Raw genomic sequence first — 17,870 nt, forward strand, 5'->3', positions numbered from 1 at the left:
CGAGCGCTCCGCCGCTCCAGACGAACGTCCCGGGAGAGCTTCTCGGGACGTTCGCCGTGTGCGGAGAGGGTGGCGCGCTACCCTCGAAGAGGAACCCGGAGGTGCGCGCGTGGTAGATGATCTGGATCGGCGACTGATCGAGCTGCTTGCACGCGACGGGCGACGCTCATTCGCATCACTCTCCGAGGAGCTCGGGATCGCGCAGTCCACGGTGCGCACGCGCCTCGCGAAGCTCGAGGACGATGACGTCATCACGATCGTGGCGCTCTGCAACGCGCTGCTGCTCGGGCATCAGGTCGTGCGTCTGCTCCTGCGCGTCCGCAATCTGACTCCGCGTTCGGTCGCCGACAGCCTGTCGGGCATCAACCAGATCAATCACATCGCGCTGGTCGCCGGCTCGCACGACATCTACCTCGAGGCGACGTGTCGCGACCAACCGCGACTGATCGACCTGATGGACGAGATTCGCCGGCACCCGGGAGTCGCCTCGATCCAGCCCATCATCGTGACCTCGCTGGCGAAGGATTACACCTGGGAGGGCCTGCGCGGCACCGCCGGGCAAAGCATCAGCGATCCGAACGGCTGAGCGGTTCGTGGAAACTCAGCCGGCAACGCCTCGTGCGGCGCTGCGCGGGGACGGCTCACGGAATCCTTGCCAGAGGTAGGTGTCTTTCTGCACCTCGAGCACCGTCAGGGTTTCGACCTCTGAGATGCCCCGGATGCGGCGGAGATCTTGCAGCACGATGCGCCCGAGCGCCTGGGCATCCTCCGCGACCACATCCAGAATGATGTCGTAGTACCCGAGCGCGCAGGCGACGTACTTGATCTGCGGGTGATCCGCCAGCTGCTCGGCCACGCGCGCAACGGGTACTTCGGCGACGCGCAAACCGACGTGCGCCGCGATGCCGCCGATCTTCGTCTCGTCGTACATCCCGGCAACGTAGATGATGCCCAGTGAGACCAGCCGATTGTAGCGCTGACGGATCGTCGGCTCGGAGTAGCCGAGACGCCGACCAATCTCGGAAAACGACATTCGGCCGTCGACGCGGAGCTGATCGATGATGTCGCGATCCGCGTCATCAAGCAGCTGGTCATCTCCTCCGGCGGCCACGTCCATGAAGTCAGTCTAACCTCGTGATGGAAGACGGAGACGGCGAAATGTCGGTGGTCCGCGGGTAGCATGGACCCGTGGTTGCCGCTCTTTATCGCCGTTATCGGCCAGACGCTTTTTCCGAGATGATCGGGCAGTCGCAGGTGACCGAACCCCTGATGACGGCCCTGCGCACCGGTCGCATCGGTCACGCCTATTTGTTCAGCGGCCCGCGCGGCTGCGGCAAGACGACCTCGGCCCGTATTCTGGCGCGCTGCCTGAACTGCGCCGAGGGCCCCACTGACACTCCGTGCGGGGTGTGCCCGAGCTGCATCGAACTGAGTCGAGACGGCGGCGGATCACTGGACGTCGTCGAGATCGACGCCGCGAGCCACGGCGGCGTTGACGACGCACGCGACCTGCGGGAGCGCGCAGTGTTCGCCCCTGCCCGCGATCGTTTCAAGATCTTCATCATCGACGAGGCGCACATGGTGACGCCCGGCGGGTTCAACGCACTGCTCAAGATCGTCGAAGAACCGCCGCCGCACGTGAAGTTCGTGTTCGCCACCACGGAGCCCGACAAGGTCATCGGCACGATCCGCTCGCGCACCCATCACTACCCGTTCCGCCTCATCGCGCCGGGCACGCTCATCGATTACGTGCAGTCGCTCTGCGACAGCGAGGGAGTCAAGGTCGAGCCGGGCGTATTGCCGCTCGTCGTGCGTGCCGGTGGCGGGTCGGCTCGCGACACCCTGTCGATCCTCGACCAGCTCATCGCCGGCTCCGAGGGCGATCTCGTGACGGCAGAGCGCGCCGCAGGGCTGCTCGGCTTCACCCACGCCGAACTGCTCGACGACGTGGTGGCCGCCTTCGGTGCACATGACCCCGCGGCCGCGTTCCGCGCCACCGACCGAGTGGTGCAGACGGGCCAAGATCCGCGCCGCTTCGTCGAAGACCTGCTCGAGCGACTCCGCGACCTCATCGTGGTCAACGCGACCACCGTCGACGGCGCCGCGGCAGTGTTCCGCGGAGTGCCCCAAGATCAACTCACCCGCATGTTCGCGCAGGCCCAGTCGTTCGGCCCCGGCGAGGTCTCGCGCATCGCCGACGTGGTGAGCGCCGCACTCGACAAGATGGCCGGAGCGACCGCGCCCCGGCTGCAACTCGAACTGATGATCGCGCGCGCGCTCGTGCAGAGTGCTGCCCAGCCTCAGCAGTCGGTGCCCGTAGCTGGTGCACCGTCGGCAGGCGCCCCGCAGACGCAGCAGCAGTTCGGTCAGCAGCCCGTGGCTCAGGGCAACGGTCAACGCCCAGGCGCATCGGCACCACGATCGGTTGCGCCGCAGACGCCGCCCGAGCCGAAGCCCGACCCGTTGGCGGCTCTCGCCGCGGCGCGCAGCGCGGCAACTGCACCGGAAGTGCCCGCTCGTACGCCGCAAGCTGCCCAGGCTGCGCCGGTACCCGCTGCGGCGCCCGCACCGAATGCAGCGCAGACGGCGGCATCGATTCGCGAGTTCTTGAACGAGTCCGACGACGCTCCAGCGGCAGCGCCCGCTGCTGAGCCGATTGCTGCGCCGGCACCCGCTGCTGCGCCCGCACCCGCTGCTGCGCCGGAACAGGAACAGACACCCGCGGCGCCGGCTCCTGCGGCGACGGCACCGGCACCTGGTACGCCGGCATCCGTGCCCGGCAACGCCGACGGGGATGCACCGCACCCGAACGAGGCCGCAGCGACATTCGGTCGGCCGATTTCTGCGGTGCTGAGCGCCGCTCAGATTGCCAGCATCGGTTCGGAGCCGACGGCGCCGCCCGCCGCATCGTCTGCACCGACCCAGCCGGTCGCGCAGCCCGCGGCACCTGCAGAGTTGGCTGCGACCGACGCCTCAAACGCATCGGTCGTGCAGCACCCTGCGGAGTCCGTTTCCGCTCCCGCCGCCGGGTCCGCCAAGTCGGTCACTGCCGAGTCCGAAGCGGCAGACACCGATGGTGCCGAACCAGGGGCGCCGGTTGCCGAGTCCGGCGGATACGATGATCTGCTCGAGCTCTGGCCCGACCTGCTCGAAGAGATTCTCGAGCGCGATCGAGATGCCTGGAATGCCGTGCGGGTCATCGCGCCGCTCGACCTCGTCGATGACGTGCTCACTGTGGGGCTTGCGTCGGAATCCGATCTTGCGGCGTTCAAAACGTCGGGTGCGGGTCCGCTTCGAGAAGCGATCCTTTCGTCGGTCGGCATCAGCGTGAAGTACCAGCCGAAGCGCATGCCCGCCGGGTCGGCTCCGGGCGCGCAGGGTGGGGCACGGGAACCCGGCTCCGCCGCTGACGCAGAGGAGCCTCATCGGGCGGGGTCAACCGACCTCCCGAATGCTCCCGCTGCACCCTCCGAACCAGAGGCCGACGACCCGATGGCCCGCGCCGCGGCCCGATTGAGTGGGCTCGGGCCGGCGCTCGCCGCACCGGCCTGGGCCGACCCGCAGCCTGGCACTCCGGCGCAGGCCGCAGCGGTCAGCGCGGGCCCGGTTCCATCGGCGGCAGAGGTGATGGCCGAAAGCGCAGCTGCCACCACAGAGGCGAATTCGGCGTCAAGCTCCGAGCCCCCGGCGAGCGGTGATCCCGCACCTTCTGCCGCGACCACTCGCGAACCCGAAGCTTCGGCGACGCCGTATGCCGACCCGGCAGACTTCGGTGATCCGTACGCCGACGATGCGGGTGAAGCTCCAGACGATGACGAGGGCGACCCGTATGCCGCGCCGCGATCCGTGGTTTCGCGACCGGCCGCTCCCCGCACCGCACCGGCACCGTCCGTTGCGTCAGACGGGGTGGCGTCTGGGGAGCCGACCGGCGCCGCTGCGGTGACGACTGAGTCCGCTGCGATCGCTACTTCCGCGGCACCCGCGGGGACGCCAGATGCGCCGAAGGCCGCGAAGCCCGCTTTCACCCGGTACGGCGAAGCGGTGGTGCGCGAAGTGCTCGGGGCACGATTCGTCGAGGAGCGTCCGCTGCCCCCGCGGTAGTCGACGACTCACCCCATACCCACCCACTCGCCCTGATCACGACTAGGGTGTGTGCAGAGCGGCGTTCGCGTCGCCGCATCATGAGGAGGCAGCACCGTGTACGACGGCATCGTTCAAGATCTGATCGACGAGTTCGGGCGTCTCCCCGGCATCGGCCCGAAGTCGGCCCAGCGCATCGCCTTCCACATTCTGCAGACGCAGAATTTTGATGTCACACGGCTTGCCGAACTGCTCTCCGATATTCGTGAGAAGGTGCGCTTCTGCGACATCTGCGGCAACATCAGCGAGCAAGAGCAGTGTTCGATCTGCCGCGACCCGCGTCGCGATGCATCACTCATTTGTGTGGTCGAAGAGCCCAAAGACGTCGTCGCGATCGAACGCACCCGTCAGTACCGTGGGCTCTACCACGTGCTCGGTGGTGCCATCAGCCCGATCGATGGCGTCGGCCCTGACGATCTCAGCATTCCGTCGCTCATGCGACGCCTGGGCGAGGGCGACGTGCACGAGGTCATCATCGCGACCGATCCGAACCTCGAGGGGGAGGCGACGGCCGCCTACCTGTCACGCCTGCTCAAGAGCATCGAGGTGCCGGTCTCGCGCCTCGCATCGGGGCTTCCGGTCGGCGGCGACCTCGAATTCGCCGATGAGGTCACGCTCGGCCGCGCATTCGAGGGCCGCCGTACCGTCGAGTAGCGGAGGGGCCACACGCGCAACACGCCGGGCGGTTCCGGTAGACTGAGCATTCGGCTCGGATATTCAGGAGGAACCCGCGTGGCATTGATTGTGCAGAAGTTCGGGGGCTCGTCAGTTGCTGATGCCGAGAGCATCAAGCGTGTTGCGAAGCGCATCGTCGAAGCGCGTCGCGCGGGTAACGAGGTCGTCGTCGCCGTGAGCGCGATGGGCGACACCACCGATGAACTGCTTGATCTCGCCGCCGAGTGCACGCCGATCCCTGCGCCGCGCGAGCTCGACATGCTCCTCACCGCGGGTGAGCGCATCTCGATGGCGCTGCTCGCCATGACCATCAAGGGCATGGGTATCGAAGCGCTGTCGTTCACCGGCAGCCAGGCGGGCATGATCACCACCGCCGAGCACGGTTCGGCGAAGATTGTCGACGTGACCCCGGGCCGCGTACGTGAGGCACTCGACCAGGGTGCGGTCGCCATCGTCGCTGGTTTCCAGGGCTTCAGCCGTGACTCCCGTGACATCACCACACTGGGTCGCGGTGGATCCGACACGACCGCAGTTGCCCTCGCCGCCGCCCTCGGCGCCGACGTCTGCGAGATCTACACCGACGTTGACGGCATCTTCACCATGGACCCTCGCGTCGTGCCGCTCGCGCGCAAGATCGACGCGATTACCGCGGAAGAAATGCTCGAGCTCGCGGCATCCGGCGCCAAGGTGCTGCACCTGCGTGCCGTCGAGTACGCCCGCCGGCACGGCGTCGTGCTGCACGTCCGCTCATCGTTCTCCGATGCGCCGGGCACCATCGTTTACAACCCCGAGCAGGGGCATCCGAAGGGAGATCAGGTGGAAGAGCCGATCATCACTGGTATCGCTGCAGAGAAGAGCGAAGCAAAGGTCACCGTCGGGGGAGTGCCAGACATTCCCGGCAAAGCCGCGCAGATCTTCGAGATCGTGGCCAAGGCCAATGCCAACATCGACATGATCGTGCAGAACGTCTCGGCGGCGCAGACCAACCGCACCGATATCTCGTTCACCGTGCCGCTCGGCGAAGGCCGTCGGGTCATCGAGGCGCTCGAAGCGGAGCGCGAGGCGCTCGGGTTCGAGAACCTGCAGTACGACGATCAGATCGCGAAGCTCGCGGTCGTCGGCGCAGGCATGCGCACGAGCACGGGCGTCTCTGCGCAGCTCTTCCGTGCCCTGTACGAGGCAGACATCAACATCGAAATGATCTCGACCTCAGAGATTCGCATCTCCGTCGTGACGCGCGCCGACCTGCTCGACAAGGCCGTGCGTGTACTGCACACGGCGTTCGGCCTCGACGCCGATACCGAGGCGACGGTCTACGCGGGCACTGGCCGCTAACTCCAACTTTTCCGACACCGTTTGACAGACAGGATTTCGAAACACATGGCTGCACAGCAGGGACTCTCGGTCGCCGTCGTCGGCGCCACCGGCCAGGTCGGCGCAGTGATGCGCCGACTGCTCGACGAGCGCGATTTCCCGATTTCCAGCATCCGCTTCTTCTCGAGCGCCCGCTCGGCAGGCTCCACCCTCGAGTTCCGCGGTGCAGACGTCGTCGTCGAAGACGTCGCGACCGCTGACAAGAGCGGCATCGACATCGCGCTCTTCTCCGCCGGCGGCACCGCCTCGAAGCAGTACTCGCCCGAATTCGCGGCCGCCGGGGCCATCGTCATCGACAACTCCAGTGCGTGGCGCCTCGACCCCGACGTACCGCTGGTCGTCAGCGAGGTGAACCCGCACGCGATCGATGAGGCGCGCAAGGGCATCATCGCGAACCCGAACTGCACCACGATGGCGGCCATGCCCGTGATGAAGGCGCTCGACGCCGAAGCCGGCCTGGAGCGACTCATCGTGACCACCTTCCAAGCGGTCTCGGGCTCGGGCCTTGTCGGCGCGCGTGAACTCGCGGGCCAGGCAGCTGCGGCCGTCGAATCGGGCAGCCTTGAGCAGCTCGTGCACGACGGCACCGCGGTCGACTTTCCCGCACCCGAGGTCTACACCAAGACCATCGCGTTTGACGTGCTGCCGCTGGCAGGTTCCATCGTCGACGACGGTGAGGGCGAGACCGACGAAGAGAAGAAGCTCCGCAACGAGAGCCGCAAGATTCTGGAACTGCCCGAGCTGCTCGTCGCCGGCACCTGCGTGCGTGTTCCCGTGTTCACGGGGCACTCGCTCTCGATCAACGCGGAATTTGCTCGTGAGATCTCCGCCGACCGTGCACGCGAGGTGCTTGCCGAGGCTCCTGGCGTCGAGCTGAGCGATGTTCCGACGCCGCTCGAAGCCGCCGGCAAAGATCCGTCGTTCGTCGGCCGTATTCGCGCCGACCAGTCGGCTCCCGCCGGCCGCGGCCTGTCGCTCTTCATCTCGAACGACAACCTCCGCAAGGGTGCTGCACTCAACGCGGTGCAGATCGCTGAACTCATCGCTGCGAAGCGTTCAGCGTAAGCACTTCTTCGCACCACGCAGAACGCCCCGGGCTCCTCATGGAACCCGGGGCGTTCTGCGTGACTCCGCCGCCCGTGACGCTGTCTTCGATGTATCTCAGACCGCTTCGAGCGTCAGCAGTGAAGCCTCGGGGCGACAGGCGAATCGCACCGGCGCGTAGATCGAGTTGCCGAGACCGGCACTGACGTTCAAGAACGCGGCATGGTGCGCGTCGTACCAGACGCTCAGGCCACGGGCTTGCCCGACCGGCAGGTCGCAATTCGAGGTGAGCGCTCCAACGCCCGGCACGCGCACCTGGCCGCCGTGGGTGTGCCCGGCGAGCAACACGTCGGCCCCTTCGCGCAGCAGCGCGCCGAGTGGCTCCTGGTAGGGCGCATGTACGACGCCAAGGCGAAGCACATCGTCTGCTGCACGTTCCTCATCGCTGAGGTCGTGCGCCGCACCCCGCAGGGTTGTCGCGGCCGCTCGCATGCGGTCGATGTCGTCGTAGCGAATGTGGGGGTCGTTCAAACCGAGCAGTTCGACCGTGGTACCGCGCAACTCGACGCGGGTGGCCGCATTGTTGAGATTGATGGCCCCCAGCGCTTCGAGGCCCTGCGTGAGTGCGACATTGTCAACGTCGGGTTCCCGCGTGCTCTTGCGACTGGGCTCGAGGAGGTACTTGACCGGGTTCTTGAATTTGGGGCCGTAGTAGTCGTTTGAGCCGTGCACGAAGACAGTCTGGGCGGTCTCGGTCAGCGGCCGCAGTGCGTGCAGGAGGCCGGGTCGAGCGTCGAGATGTCCCATGAGGTCGCCGGTGAGCACGACGAGATCAGGGCGTAGATCAGCGAGTGACCGTATCCAGTCGATCTTGCGTGCCTGCCAGGGTGCGAGGTGCAGATCGGACAACTGCAGCACGCGAATCGGCGCGTGACCCGCTGCGAGCACCGGCAGCGTGTGGCGTCGCACGGTGAAGAGCCGTCGCTCAACGAGCGTTGACCAGGTGATTACGCCGACGGCGGCTGCTCCGAGAGCAGCCGCCGTGCGGGTGGAGCGTGACATGAAGGTCAGTCGTCCTTCTTCTTATCGGTCGCGCACTCGAGTGCCACGGTGACGGTGCCACCGGTGTTCGCCTCGGAGCCGCTGTCCGGACTGACCGATGTCACCTTCTTCTTCTTGTCGACCTTGTCGCCTGTTGCACAGGTGAAGTCGATATTCGAGAATCCAGCGGACTTCAATGCGGACTCAGCATCATTGCCGGAGGCCCCGACGATGCCGTCTGGAATCTTCGCTGCCTTGCCATTGCTGCGGAAGATGGTCACGTTCGAGCCTGCCTGTACGGACGAGCCACCCGCAGGGTCCGTGCTCGCAACCATGCCCTGTGCCACCGACGAGTCGACCTCGCCGCCGTCGCTCACATTGAAGCCGAGCTGGCTCAGAGCGGAACTGGTCTCGTCAAACGACTTGCCCTTCAGATCCGGCACGGTCTGCATGGTGACGCGGGTTGCCGATGCATCGGGGGTGGGGAACGCGTCGCCGCCGTAGCGGGCATCCGCCGCATTCATGATGGCGGGCCAGATCGTCTGATCGGCATACATCAGGTTGCCGAAGCCCATTGTCGAGACGCGACCATATGAACCATCGGCGAGCTGCACTGGGCCGGCATTGCCTACCCAAGTCGCGGTGGTGACCTTCGAGCTTCCGCCCACGGTCCAGTTGTCAACGACGTCATCTGTCGTGCCGGTCTTTGCGAGGTGCGGAATCCCATACGCCGAGATTGCGTGCCGGGCGAGGCCGCGCTCGACCGCGTTCTGCAGTGCGTACGCCACACCGGAAGCGACCGAAGGGTCGATCGCCTGGGAGCACTTGCTCTTCGTGAACGGCACCTGGTTGCCGTCGTCATCGAGAATCTGCTCGATCGGCACGGGGGTGCACACCGTTCCGTCACCGGCGAAGGCAGCGTAGGCAGCGGCCATCGTGATCGGTGCAATCTCGTCGACGCCGCCATAGGTGTTCGAAGGGACCATCGACAGGTCTCGCGGGTTGCCCGTCAGCGTCGGTACGCTGAAGTTCCCATTCTCGTCCTTCGGCAGATCGGAAGCACGGTGAATGCCGAGCGCCTGTGCGGTCTCGAAGGTGCCGCAGAGGTCAAGCTTCTGCTGCATCGACACGATGCCACCGTTGATCGAGTTCGCGATGACCGTCATGACGGACTGGTTGCCCCTGATGCCCTCGTTATCGTTCGAGAAATCGAAGGTGCCGTACCCGTACACGCCATCGGTCAGACACGACGCGGGGAAGGACTGCAGCGGAACACCCTTGCGGCTGTTGACGTTCACGGTTTCGTTGACCGAGTGACCTTCTTTGATCCACTCGGCTAGCGTGATCGGCTTGAACGTCGATCCGACTTGGAAACCGCTCGACCCGCCCATCTCGTAGTCGGTGTTGTAATTCACCGTGGTGTAGTCGGGGTTCGACGAGAGAAAGTCCTCCGCGTTGTTGAACGGCTTGTTCTGCACCATGCTTCTGACCTTGCCGGTGCCGACTTCGACGCTGCTCGACGCCGAACCGACGTCGATGCCGTCCATCAGCGCTGGCACCGTGTCGCGGGTCGCCGCGTTTCCGGCAGCCTGCATATCGAGATCGATCGTGGTGTAGATCTGGTACCCACCGCGGCTGAAGTTGAATTCCCGCTCTTCCGGCGTATCACCGAAGCTGGGGTCGGCCTTGATGTAGCGCTGCACGTAGTCGCAGAAGTGACCGAGCCCGAAGTTTTGTTCGGCAATGTTGCATCCGGCGATTCTCGGCGTGATCTTCGTCACGATCTCTGAAGCAACGGCTTCGTCGTATTGCGCCTGAGTGATCTTGCCGTGATTGAGCATGCTGCCGAGAATCTTGTCTCGACGCTCCTTGTTCGCCGGAATGTTCTCGGGCACGTCGATCTGCAGCTGCGACGGATTGTTCACGATCGCGACGAGGCTGGCGGCCTCGGCAAGCGTCACATCAGATGCCGACTTCCCGTAGTAGTACTGCGCGGCAGACTCGATGCCGTAGATCTGCCGACCGTAGAGGGCGATGTTGAGGTACCCGAGCAGAATGTCGTCCTTGGGGTACTTCTTCTCGATCGAGATCGCATACTTCATCTCCTTGAGCTTGCGGTCGGTGTCTTGCCGCATCGCATTCTCGTACGCCTTCTTTTGCTCTTCCTTGTCGGGAATCGCAATTGCGTCCTGAATCAGCACGTTGCGCACGTACTGCATGGTGATGGTCGACGCGCCCGAGAGGTTCTGGCCGGCCGCGTTCTGCAGCACGGCGCGGGCGGTGGCGATCACGTCGACTCCGCCGTGGGTGTAGAAGCGCGGATCTTCCTCTGCAACAGCGGCGTCTTTCACGAACTGCGAGATCTGATCCCACTTGACCGTCTCGCGATCCTGATCGTAGAAGGTCGCGATCTTATACACCGTGGTGTCCGCGCCGGTTGCGTAGATCGTCGACGGCTCAGCGAGCTTGCCCGGGTCGATGTGGTCGGGCAGGTTCTCGAAGATCGTGACGGCTGACTTCGTGGCGGTGCCGCTCAACGCGACGACCGGGGTCACCGCGGCGGTGACGAGCACACCGGCGATGACGCTCATGGCGACCGCTCCGATGATGCCCCCGAGGGCGCCTCCTGCGGTGCGGGGCTTCTGCGAGCGCACGCGCGAAGAAGGTGATGTCTGACGGGTCATAGAATCTAGGGTAAGCGACGTTGCTGACAAAACAGCAACGCGCCCGCTTGCGCACGCGGGAATACCCCGTGATCTCGACGCAGGCGACCGTCAACCGAGGGAGATCCGCACGTGAGTGAATCCGCCGAAACCGCAACGCAGTGGGAGTACTTCGTCACACCGCTGCTGCTGCACAACGAGGCGCAGATCCTGAACAACTGGGGTGCGCAGGGGTGGGAGCTCGTGCAGATCATCGAGGGACCGGCAGGCGGCAATGTCGCATACATGAAGAGGAAGGCCTGACATGGCATCGGTGATTGAAGATCGACTGAGCGAACTCGGCTACGAGATTCCCGAGGTGGCCGCAGCGGTGGCCGCGTATGTGCCGGCGCTGCGCGACGGCAACTACGTGTACACGGCGGGGCAGCTTCCGTTTGTCAACGGAGCGCTTCCCGCGACCGGCAAGGTGGGCGACGGCGACGGTCTCGTCTCCGCTGAGCAGGCCGAAGAACTCGCGCGTCTGTGCGCGTTGAACGCCCTCGCCGCAGTGCGCGGCGTCGTCGGGTCGCTCGACAAAATCACCCAGGTCGTGAAGGTCACTGCGTTCGTGGCGTCTGATCCCTCGTTCACCGGTCAGCCCGGCGTGGCCAACGGCGCGTCGGTGTTCCTGGGTCGCGTCTTCGGCGACCTCGGCATCCACGTGCGTTCGGCGGTCGGCGTCGCAGTGCTGCCGCTCGACGCTCCGGTCGAGATCGAGTTCGTGTTCAAGGTCGAAGACTGACCGTTCACCGCTCGCATACGTGAGGCCGGGATTCGCTGATGCGATCCCGGCCTCACGCCGTTTCACGGGAAACTATGCGCCGCGTTCGCTGCGCACACGTTCCGAGATCGTCTGCATCACCGCAGTGTCCGCGAGCGTGGTCGTGTCCCCGATCTCACGCCCCTCGGCCGCGTCCTTCAACAGACGCCGCATGATCTTGCCCGATCGCGTCTTCGGCAGCTCCGACACGATGAAGATCTGACGCGGCCGCGCGATCGCACCGATCTGCCCCGCGACATGCTTCTTCAGTTCGACCTCGGCATCCTCGACCGTGAGCAGTGTCTGCTGCGATTTCAGGATCACGAACGCCACAACCGCCTGACCCGTGGTCTCATCATCCGCGCCGACCACCGCGGACTCTGCGACCGCGTGATGTTCGACGAGCGCGGACTCGATCTCCGCGGTCGACAACCGGTGCCCCGACACGTTCATTACGTCATCGACGCGGCCGAGCAGCCACACGTCGCCGTCGTCATCGAGGCGCGCCCCGTCACCGGCGAAGTACCGATCCCCGAATTTCGACCAGTACGTTTCCACGAATCGGTCATCGTCGCCCCAGATCGTGCGCACCATCGACGGCCAGGGGCGCTGGATCACCAGCAGGCCGCCCTCCCCGTTGTCGACGGGTTCGCCCGCCTCGTTCACGACTGTCGCCGCGATGCCCGGCTGCGGCACCTGCGCGCTGCCCGGCTTCAGACTCGTGAGCCCGGGCAGCGGGGAGATCATGATCGCGCCCGTCTCGGTCTGCCACCACGTGTCGACGATCGGGGCCGTCCCCGCACCGATGACGTCCCGGTACCAGCGCCAGGCCTCGGGGTTGATGGGTTCACCGACCGAACCGAGCACCCGAATCGATGACAGGTCGTACTGCTCCGGCACCTGCCGTCCGACTTTCATGCACGACCGGATCGCGGTCGGGGCGGTGTAGAAGATCGTGACCCCGTACTTCTGAATCAACGACCACCAGCGCCCCCAATCAGGGGTATCCGGGGTGCCCTCGTAGATGACCTGGGTCGCACCGTTCGCGAGCGGACCATAGACGACGTAACTGTGCCCGGTAATCCACCCGATGTCGGCGGTGCACCAGTACACGTCGGTCTCGGGTTTGAGATCGAACACGTTGCGGTGCGTGGTCGACACCTGCGTGAGGTATCCGCCGGAAGTGTGCAGGATGCCCTTGGGCTTCCCGGTCGTGCCCGAGGTGTACAGGATGAACAGCGGGTTCTCCGCCGGGAAGCCCTGCGGTTCGTGATCGCCGTCGAACGCGGTGATCTCGTCGTGCCACCACAGATCCCGTGACGCGTCGAACGCGACCTCGTTGCCGGTGCGCTTGACCACGAGTACGCGTTCCACGCTCGAGCCGCCGTCGCCCAGGGCGAGCGCGTCGTCCACGGTCGGCTTCAACGCCGACACGCGGCCCTTGCGGTATCCGCCATCCGCGGTGATCACGAGGCGGGCCTGGGCGTCATCGATGCGGGCGCGCAGGCTTTCCGCGCTGAACCCACCGAACACGACCGAGTGCGCGGCACCGAGACGTGCGACGGCGAGCATCGCGATCACGGTCTCCGGGATCATCGGCATGTAGATCGCAACCCGGTCGCCCTGAGCGACCCCCAGGCTCGTGAGCAGGTTCGCGGCCCGCTTCACCTCGTGCGTGAGTTCCGCATACGTCAGCGACCGGGTATCGCCCGGCTCGCCCTCGAAGTGGAGCGCGACACGGTCACCATTGCCCGCAGACACATGTCGGTCGAGGCAGTTCTGAGCAACGTTGAGTTCGCCGTCGTGAAACCACTTCGCGAACGGCGGGTTCGACCAGTCCAGTGTCTCGGTGAACGGTTTCGTCCACGTCAGGGTGCGGGCCTGCTCGGCCCAATACGCTTCCGGATCCTCTGCCGCTTTCCAGTACACGGACGGGTCGTGCTGGTTGGCCTGCGCCCGAAACTCGGGGGTGGGTGGGTATGTCGTTGGGTGCTCGCCCTCGGGGAGGTGATGGGTCTCGATATTGCCGTGCTGATCGCTCATTGACGCCCTTATCCTTGATCGATTGCTGCGCCCGCAGGCGACAGTGCCAATTCGTTTCCGCGGTGAAACACTCCGGAAATGCAGCACCAGGCTATACCGTGTGCGATGGTCCGCTCACACTTCGCGGCATGATGACGTTGCGCACCAGTTGCACCCAATTCCGAACCACGCGGGCGTTGAGGTGCTCGTGCGCTGCTGAGATGGGCGCATGTCGACCGAGGTGCAGATGCCGGATCACCGAGCGCCGAACGGCGCACCGCCGGGGGTGTTTGGGGGCGTGGAAGCTGTGCACCCTGCGGATCGTGCGGCCCCGCGAAGCGGCGCGCTGACCCGAGCGGCAAAACGCGCGCTGGGCGGGTTGCTCCCACTGCTCGACGACCCTGAGCTCAGGGATCTCGTGGTGCACGTGCGCGACGGCGCAGCACAACTCTGGCTCGACCGCTCGGGCGCGTTGCAGCGTGTACCGGGATGGGAAGCCGGGCCTGACGCCGTCCACCGACTCGCGACCGCATTGATCGCGGCGGGCGGGAGGCACATCGACGAGTTGCACCCGTGTACGGATGTGCGGCTCGGTGATGGCATTCGCGTCCATGCGATGCTTCCGCCGATCGCCGTGGGCGGGGCGGCGGTGTCCATCCGCCTGCCGCGAGTGACGCCCGTGAGCTTCGAGAACCTCGCAGCTCACGGGCTCGCATCGAGTCGGGCACTGCAGACGTTGCGCGAGGCGATCGCGCAACGTCGCAATCTGCTCATCACCGGGGGTACCGGCAGTGGAAAGACGACGCTTCTCGCCGCGCTGCTCGACCTTGCGGCACCGGAGGAGCGAATCTTGACGATTGAGGATGTCGCGGAGCTCCGTTTGAATCACCCGCATGTGGTGTCGCTGGAGGCGAGGCAGGCGAGCGCAGAGGGCGTCGGTGAGGTCGCGCTCGATCGGTTGCTGCGGGAGGCGTTGCGCATGCGTCCCGATCGCATCGTGTTGGGGGAGTGCCGCGGCGCCGAGATCGCGACGCTGCTTGCCGCGTTGAACACCGGCCATGACGGGGGAGCAGGTACGTTGCATGCGAGTCGACTCGAAGATGTACCCATGCGCCTCGAAGCGCTGGGAGCACTCGCCGGGTGGAGCGCCGAGGCGCTGGCGCGCCAGGCCGTCGGCGCGTTGCACCTCATCGTGCACATATCGCGAGGCTGCGCGGGGCCGCAGATACGTGCCCTGGGAACGCTCGCACTCGATGACGACCGTCTCTTGACCATGCAGAGACTGCCCACATGAGCAGCAGCGGTCGCACTCACGCCGGTGCGCAATCGGTCGTTGATCAGGTCAGAACAGTGTGGCAGCGAATGCTGCGACGTGCGGTTGATGCCCCCGCAGCGGACCCTGCCCCAATCGTGGAGCGACTTGCTGCGCTCCTCGGGGGCGGCGTGCCACCCGCGCGCGTCATCGGTATCGTCATGGCGGATGCGTGCGACGCGGAGGGGGCCGCAGTTGACCCCGGATTGGCGAGGATCGCAGGTGAAGCTGCGGCCGGGGCGCCGAGCGGTGAAGCGATCGCCCACGCAGATACTGCCGCTTGGCGCGTCGTAGCGGTCACCTGGTGTCTCGCCGAGGCCAGCGGGTCTCCGATCGCACCCGCGCTGCATCGTATGGCGTCGGCCCTCCGTGAGCTCGCTCGGATGCGCGAACGACGCAGCGTTCTGCTCGCCGGGCCCCGCGCGACCGTCAAGATGGTCACCGCGCTGCCCGGGTTGGCCCTCGTGCTCAGCCTGGTGCTGGGATTCGATCCGATTCCGGTGCTGGTGAGCCCGGTGGGTGCGCTGCTCGGCAGTCTGGGGCTCGGTCTGCTCGCTGGGGGAATCGCGTGGTCACGAGCACTGCAGCGTCGCGTCGCCGCGCTCGATCACGTGGCAGGGCTTGAGTACGAGCTGGTCTGGACCGCGCTCGGCGGTGGCGCGCCGGCAGAGCAGGCCTGTCGCAAGGTCATCGGAATGGTGGATCGTTTCGGGGCCGAGTGGGTGTCGTTCGCCGCCTTCCGAGAAGGCGGTGCGCTGACGACCTCGATTGCGGCCGCTGCGCGAGCCGGTATCGCGATCGGACCGTTGCTGCTCGAACAGGGGAGCGCCGTGCGGGCAGTGGCACTCGCTGATCTCGAGCGCGACGCCGAACGGCTGGGGGTGCGCATCCTGATTCCGCTCGGGGTCTGCATTCTGCCGGCATTCATCGTGCTCGGTGTGGTGCCGGTGCTGCTCTCGATGTTCGGTGCGGTGTAAACGCAAGTTGGGCACGGGGCGATTCTGGTCCGTGAAGGTTCCAAACTGGTGCGTGTTGTACACAGAGACGGACACCGGGCGCATTTCAGCGAGATATCCCCAATCATGGCGAACCGGACAGACCGGCATTACGGAGAGCGCGAGGATTGACGCACCGGCAGCCGCCGGGGCCGTGCGAGGCCAAGGAGAAATCCCATGCAATCCACCCTTCACCTGGTGTCCGATCGCTCGACGCAGACAGTTGACGCGGAATGCCATTCCGCGGATGAGACGCGCCCCGAGCTCGAGAGCGGCGCCGACCATCGCGAGACGACGCGTGAACCCGCGGTCGCAGGAATGATCGGTCTGGCGCCGTTTCTCGTGCACCGACGACGCATGCACCGCCGGCGCGACCGGGCCGCGGCCCGCGAACTCCTCGCCGACGAGCGAGGAGCGGTCACGGCGGAATATGCGATTGTCATTTTGGCGGCGGTAGCGTTTGCCGGGCTGCTCGTCGCGATCATGCGGTCAGGCGAGATCCGAGAAATGCTGGTGCAGCTGGTGCAAAATGCGCTCGGCTCGGTGAATTGATGCGGCCGGCGCTGCGGAATGATGAGCGCGGCACGGTCACCGCCGAGTTCGCAATCGTCATTCCTGCGGTGCTCGTCGTACTCGGTCTCGTGATCGGTGCAGTATCGATCGCTGCGCAACGTATCGCCCTCGTGTCGATCGTTGCCGATGCAACACGGCTGGAGGCTCGCGGCGATACCGATGCCGCGGCCGGCGTACTCGCGCAGCTCAGTGATCGAGCACGCATCGAACGTGACACATCGGGGCAGATCCTATGTCTGACCGCTCGCGACCGTCCAGGCCGTGGCCCCCTCGCGGTGGTGCAGATCACTGCGCGGTCCTGTGCGGCTCTCACCGGAATGGGAGCGACTGCATGAGTTCGTCAGCTACGTTCGCGTGCGCGGTGGTCGCACTCTGTCTCGGAGTACCGGTGATCGCGGCCTCGGCACATGTCGAGGCCGCGCACCGTGCGGCAGCGGCAGCTGATGCCGCAGCGCTCGCCGCCGCCGACGTGGCCGCAGGGTACGGCGGCGCGGCCGCAGTCGAGGAGCCGTGCGCGCTCGCGCAGCAGACCGTTGAAGCTGCGCACGGCTCGATGACGCGATGCGATCTCGAGCCGGGCCGAGCTGACGTGCGAGTCAGTGCGGCGGTTTCGGGACCGTTCGGTGCGCTCATCGCCTCGGCCCACGCCGGATTGCCGCCGGTCTCTACGCTCCCTGGCGGGTCCGTTGGCGAAAACGGCTGGGCGTGGCCCAGCTCGGCACCCGGCGTCACGCAGGGGTTTCACGACGGGTACGCCATCGATGTGCAGTCGACCGAAGGGGCGCCGCTCTACGCGCCGTACGCGGGCATCGTGGTTCGAGTCGGTGCTGACGGCGGTGGGATCCCGGAGGCGTGTGCGGCGCAGCCCGACTGGTGGCGCGGTCCGAATCATGCGGTGGTCATCCGACACGAGTACCGCGGGGAAGTGCTCTACAGCTCGCACAATCACGTGGCTCCCGGGTCATCGGAAGCGCTCGGTCTGGCTCCGGGAGTGCGCGTCACCGCGGGGCAAGCCGTGGCGCTCGCCGGTATGAGCGGATGCACCTCCGGCCCCCACACGCATTTCACACTCGCGACAACGGCCAGGAACACGCATCCCGACGTGAATCCATACCTCTATATAGGCGAGGAACACGGGCAGTGACGACGCAGCTTCTGAGATCGAGCGCAGTCCGATGCGAACGTTCCCGCGAGTGACAGACATAATATGAAGTGAACTCGCGGAGAATTCC

General features: G+C 65.9%; 16 protein-coding genes. 12 read left to right on the top strand and 4 right to left on the bottom strand.

The window, feature by feature from the left end; translation table 11 throughout:
- Positions 1-109 precede the first annotated feature (109 nt).
- Positions 110-586, top strand: a complete 477-nt coding sequence (locus AMS67_RS07115; protein ID WP_053352482.1) for an Lrp/AsnC family transcriptional regulator — start codon at positions 110-112, stop codon at positions 584-586.
- Positions 587-601: 15 nt separating this feature from the next.
- On the opposite strand, the gene AMS67_RS07120 is transcribed toward AMS67_RS07115, so the two are convergent.
- Positions 602-1,117, bottom strand: coding sequence for an Lrp/AsnC family transcriptional regulator (locus AMS67_RS07120; protein WP_053352481.1), 516 nt, complete (start codon positions 1,115-1,117; stop codon positions 602-604).
- A gap of 119 nt (positions 1,118-1,236) precedes the next feature.
- Here AMS67_RS07120 and AMS67_RS07125 point away from each other — a divergent pair, with 119 nt between their 5' ends.
- The 4 genes from AMS67_RS07125 (at position 1,237) to AMS67_RS07140 (ending at position 7,254) form a co-directional block, all read left to right on the top strand.
- On the top strand, positions 1,237-4,101 hold the full coding sequence (locus AMS67_RS07125; RefSeq protein WP_053386769.1) for a DNA polymerase III subunit gamma and tau: 2,865 nt from the start codon (positions 1,237-1,239) through the stop codon (positions 4,099-4,101).
- Positions 4,102-4,197: 96 nt separating this feature from the next.
- Positions 4,198-4,794, top strand: coding sequence for a recombination mediator RecR (recR, locus tag AMS67_RS07130; protein WP_053386770.1), 597 nt, complete (start codon positions 4,198-4,200; stop codon positions 4,792-4,794).
- A 78-nt stretch (positions 4,795-4,872) separates the two neighbouring features.
- Positions 4,873-6,150, top strand: coding sequence for an aspartate kinase (locus tag AMS67_RS07135; RefSeq protein WP_053352478.1), 1,278 nt, complete (start codon positions 4,873-4,875; stop codon positions 6,148-6,150).
- Positions 6,151-6,195: 45 nt separating this feature from the next.
- On the top strand, positions 6,196-7,254 hold the full coding sequence (locus tag AMS67_RS07140) for an aspartate-semialdehyde dehydrogenase (protein WP_053386771.1): 1,059 nt from the start codon (positions 6,196-6,198) through the stop codon (positions 7,252-7,254).
- A gap of 96 nt (positions 7,255-7,350) precedes the next feature.
- On the opposite strand, the gene AMS67_RS07145 is transcribed toward AMS67_RS07140, so the two are convergent.
- Positions 7,351-8,295 carry a metallophosphoesterase gene (locus AMS67_RS07145; RefSeq protein ID WP_053386772.1) on the bottom strand — a complete coding sequence of 315 codons (945 nt, stop codon included), beginning with the start codon at positions 8,293-8,295 and terminating at the stop codon, positions 7,351-7,353.
- 5 nt (positions 8,296-8,300) lie between these two features.
- Positions 8,301-10,958 (bottom strand): transglycosylase domain-containing protein, encoded by a 2,658-nt coding sequence (locus tag AMS67_RS07150; protein WP_241488016.1) that lies wholly within the window; start codon positions 10,956-10,958, stop codon positions 8,301-8,303.
- A 111-nt stretch (positions 10,959-11,069) separates the two neighbouring features.
- On the opposite strand from AMS67_RS07150, the gene sp36 reads away from it, so the two are divergent.
- Both sp36 and AMS67_RS07155 read left to right on the top strand, forming a co-directional pair.
- On the top strand, positions 11,070-11,240 hold the full coding sequence (sp36, locus tag AMS67_RS17300) for a Sp36 family protein (RefSeq protein WP_075201269.1): 171 nt from the start codon (positions 11,070-11,072) through the stop codon (positions 11,238-11,240).
- 1 nt (position 11,241) lies between these two features.
- Positions 11,242-11,718 (top strand): RidA family protein, encoded by a 477-nt coding sequence (locus AMS67_RS07155; RefSeq protein WP_053386774.1) that lies wholly within the window; start codon positions 11,242-11,244, stop codon positions 11,716-11,718.
- Between the two features lie 72 nt (positions 11,719-11,790).
- On the opposite strand, the gene acs is transcribed toward AMS67_RS07155, so the two are convergent.
- A complete protein-coding gene (gene acs, locus AMS67_RS07160) occupies positions 11,791-13,779 on the bottom strand; it encodes an acetate--CoA ligase (RefSeq protein WP_053386775.1) in 1,989 nt (662 codons plus the stop codon).
- Between the two features lie 208 nt (positions 13,780-13,987).
- Between acs and AMS67_RS07165 the strand changes: the two genes are divergently transcribed.
- The 5 genes from AMS67_RS07165 (at position 13,988) to AMS67_RS07185 (ending at position 17,782) form a co-directional block, all read left to right on the top strand.
- The gene (locus AMS67_RS07165) at positions 13,988-15,052 is read left to right on the top strand and encodes a TadA family conjugal transfer-associated ATPase (protein WP_082305368.1); all 1,065 of its coding nucleotides are present in this window, start codon (positions 13,988-13,990) and stop codon (positions 15,050-15,052) included.
- Positions 15,049-16,047, top strand: a complete 999-nt coding sequence (locus AMS67_RS07170; protein WP_053386776.1) for a type II secretion system F family protein — start codon at positions 15,049-15,051, stop codon at positions 16,045-16,047. Before AMS67_RS07165 ends, AMS67_RS07170 begins: the two co-directional genes overlap by 4 nt.
- Before the next feature lie 195 nt (positions 16,048-16,242).
- Positions 16,243-16,617, top strand: a complete 375-nt coding sequence (locus AMS67_RS18135) for a DUF4244 domain-containing protein (RefSeq protein ID WP_306455245.1) — start codon at positions 16,243-16,245, stop codon at positions 16,615-16,617.
- The gene (locus AMS67_RS07180; RefSeq protein WP_053386777.1) at positions 16,617-16,973 is read left to right on the top strand and encodes a TadE/TadG family type IV pilus assembly protein; all 357 of its coding nucleotides are present in this window, start codon (positions 16,617-16,619) and stop codon (positions 16,971-16,973) included. The genes AMS67_RS18135 and AMS67_RS07180 overlap by 1 nt, the downstream gene beginning before the upstream one ends.
- The gene (locus tag AMS67_RS07185; RefSeq protein ID WP_053386778.1) at positions 16,970-17,782 is read left to right on the top strand and encodes a M23 family metallopeptidase; all 813 of its coding nucleotides are present in this window, start codon (positions 16,970-16,972) and stop codon (positions 17,780-17,782) included. The genes AMS67_RS07180 and AMS67_RS07185 overlap by 4 nt, the downstream gene beginning before the upstream one ends.
- Positions 17,783-17,870 lie beyond the last annotated feature (88 nt).

Source organism: Leucobacter japonicus (genome assembly GCF_001273855.1).
Lineage (GTDB): Bacteria > Actinomycetota > Actinomycetes > Actinomycetales > Microbacteriaceae > Leucobacter > Leucobacter japonicus.

Coding starts and splice junctions, on each gene's coding strand:
- AMS67_RS07120 (WP_053352481.1), bottom strand. CDS start 1,117: ATGGACGTGGCCGCCGGAGGAGATGACCAGCTGCTTGATGACGCGGAT.
- acs (WP_053386775.1), bottom strand. CDS start 13,779: ATGAGCGATCAGCACGGCAATATCGAGACCCATCACCTCCCCGAGGGC.
- AMS67_RS07170 (WP_053386776.1), top strand. CDS start 15,049: ATGAGCAGCAGCGGTCGCACTCACGCCGGTGCGCAATCGGTCGTTGAT.
- AMS67_RS07125 (WP_053386769.1), top strand. CDS start 1,237: ATGATCGGGCAGTCGCAGGTGACCGAACCCCTGATGACGGCCCTGCGC.
- AMS67_RS07145 (WP_053386772.1), bottom strand. CDS start 8,295: ATGTCACGCTCCACCCGCACGGCGGCTGCTCTCGGAGCAGCCGCCGTC.
- AMS67_RS07140 (WP_053386771.1), top strand. CDS start 6,196: ATGGCTGCACAGCAGGGACTCTCGGTCGCCGTCGTCGGCGCCACCGGC.
- AMS67_RS07185 (WP_053386778.1), top strand. CDS start 16,970: ATGAGTTCGTCAGCTACGTTCGCGTGCGCGGTGGTCGCACTCTGTCTC.
- AMS67_RS07150 (WP_241488016.1), bottom strand. CDS start 10,958: ATGACCCGTCAGACATCACCTTCTTCGCGCGTGCGCTCGCAGAAGCCC.
- AMS67_RS07155 (WP_053386774.1), top strand. CDS start 11,242: ATGGCATCGGTGATTGAAGATCGACTGAGCGAACTCGGCTACGAGATT.
- AMS67_RS18135 (WP_306455245.1), top strand. CDS start 16,243: ATGCAATCCACCCTTCACCTGGTGTCCGATCGCTCGACGCAGACAGTT.
- AMS67_RS07180 (WP_053386777.1), top strand. CDS start 16,617: ATGCGGCCGGCGCTGCGGAATGATGAGCGCGGCACGGTCACCGCCGAG.
- AMS67_RS07165 (WP_082305368.1), top strand. CDS start 13,988: ATGTCGACCGAGGTGCAGATGCCGGATCACCGAGCGCCGAACGGCGCA.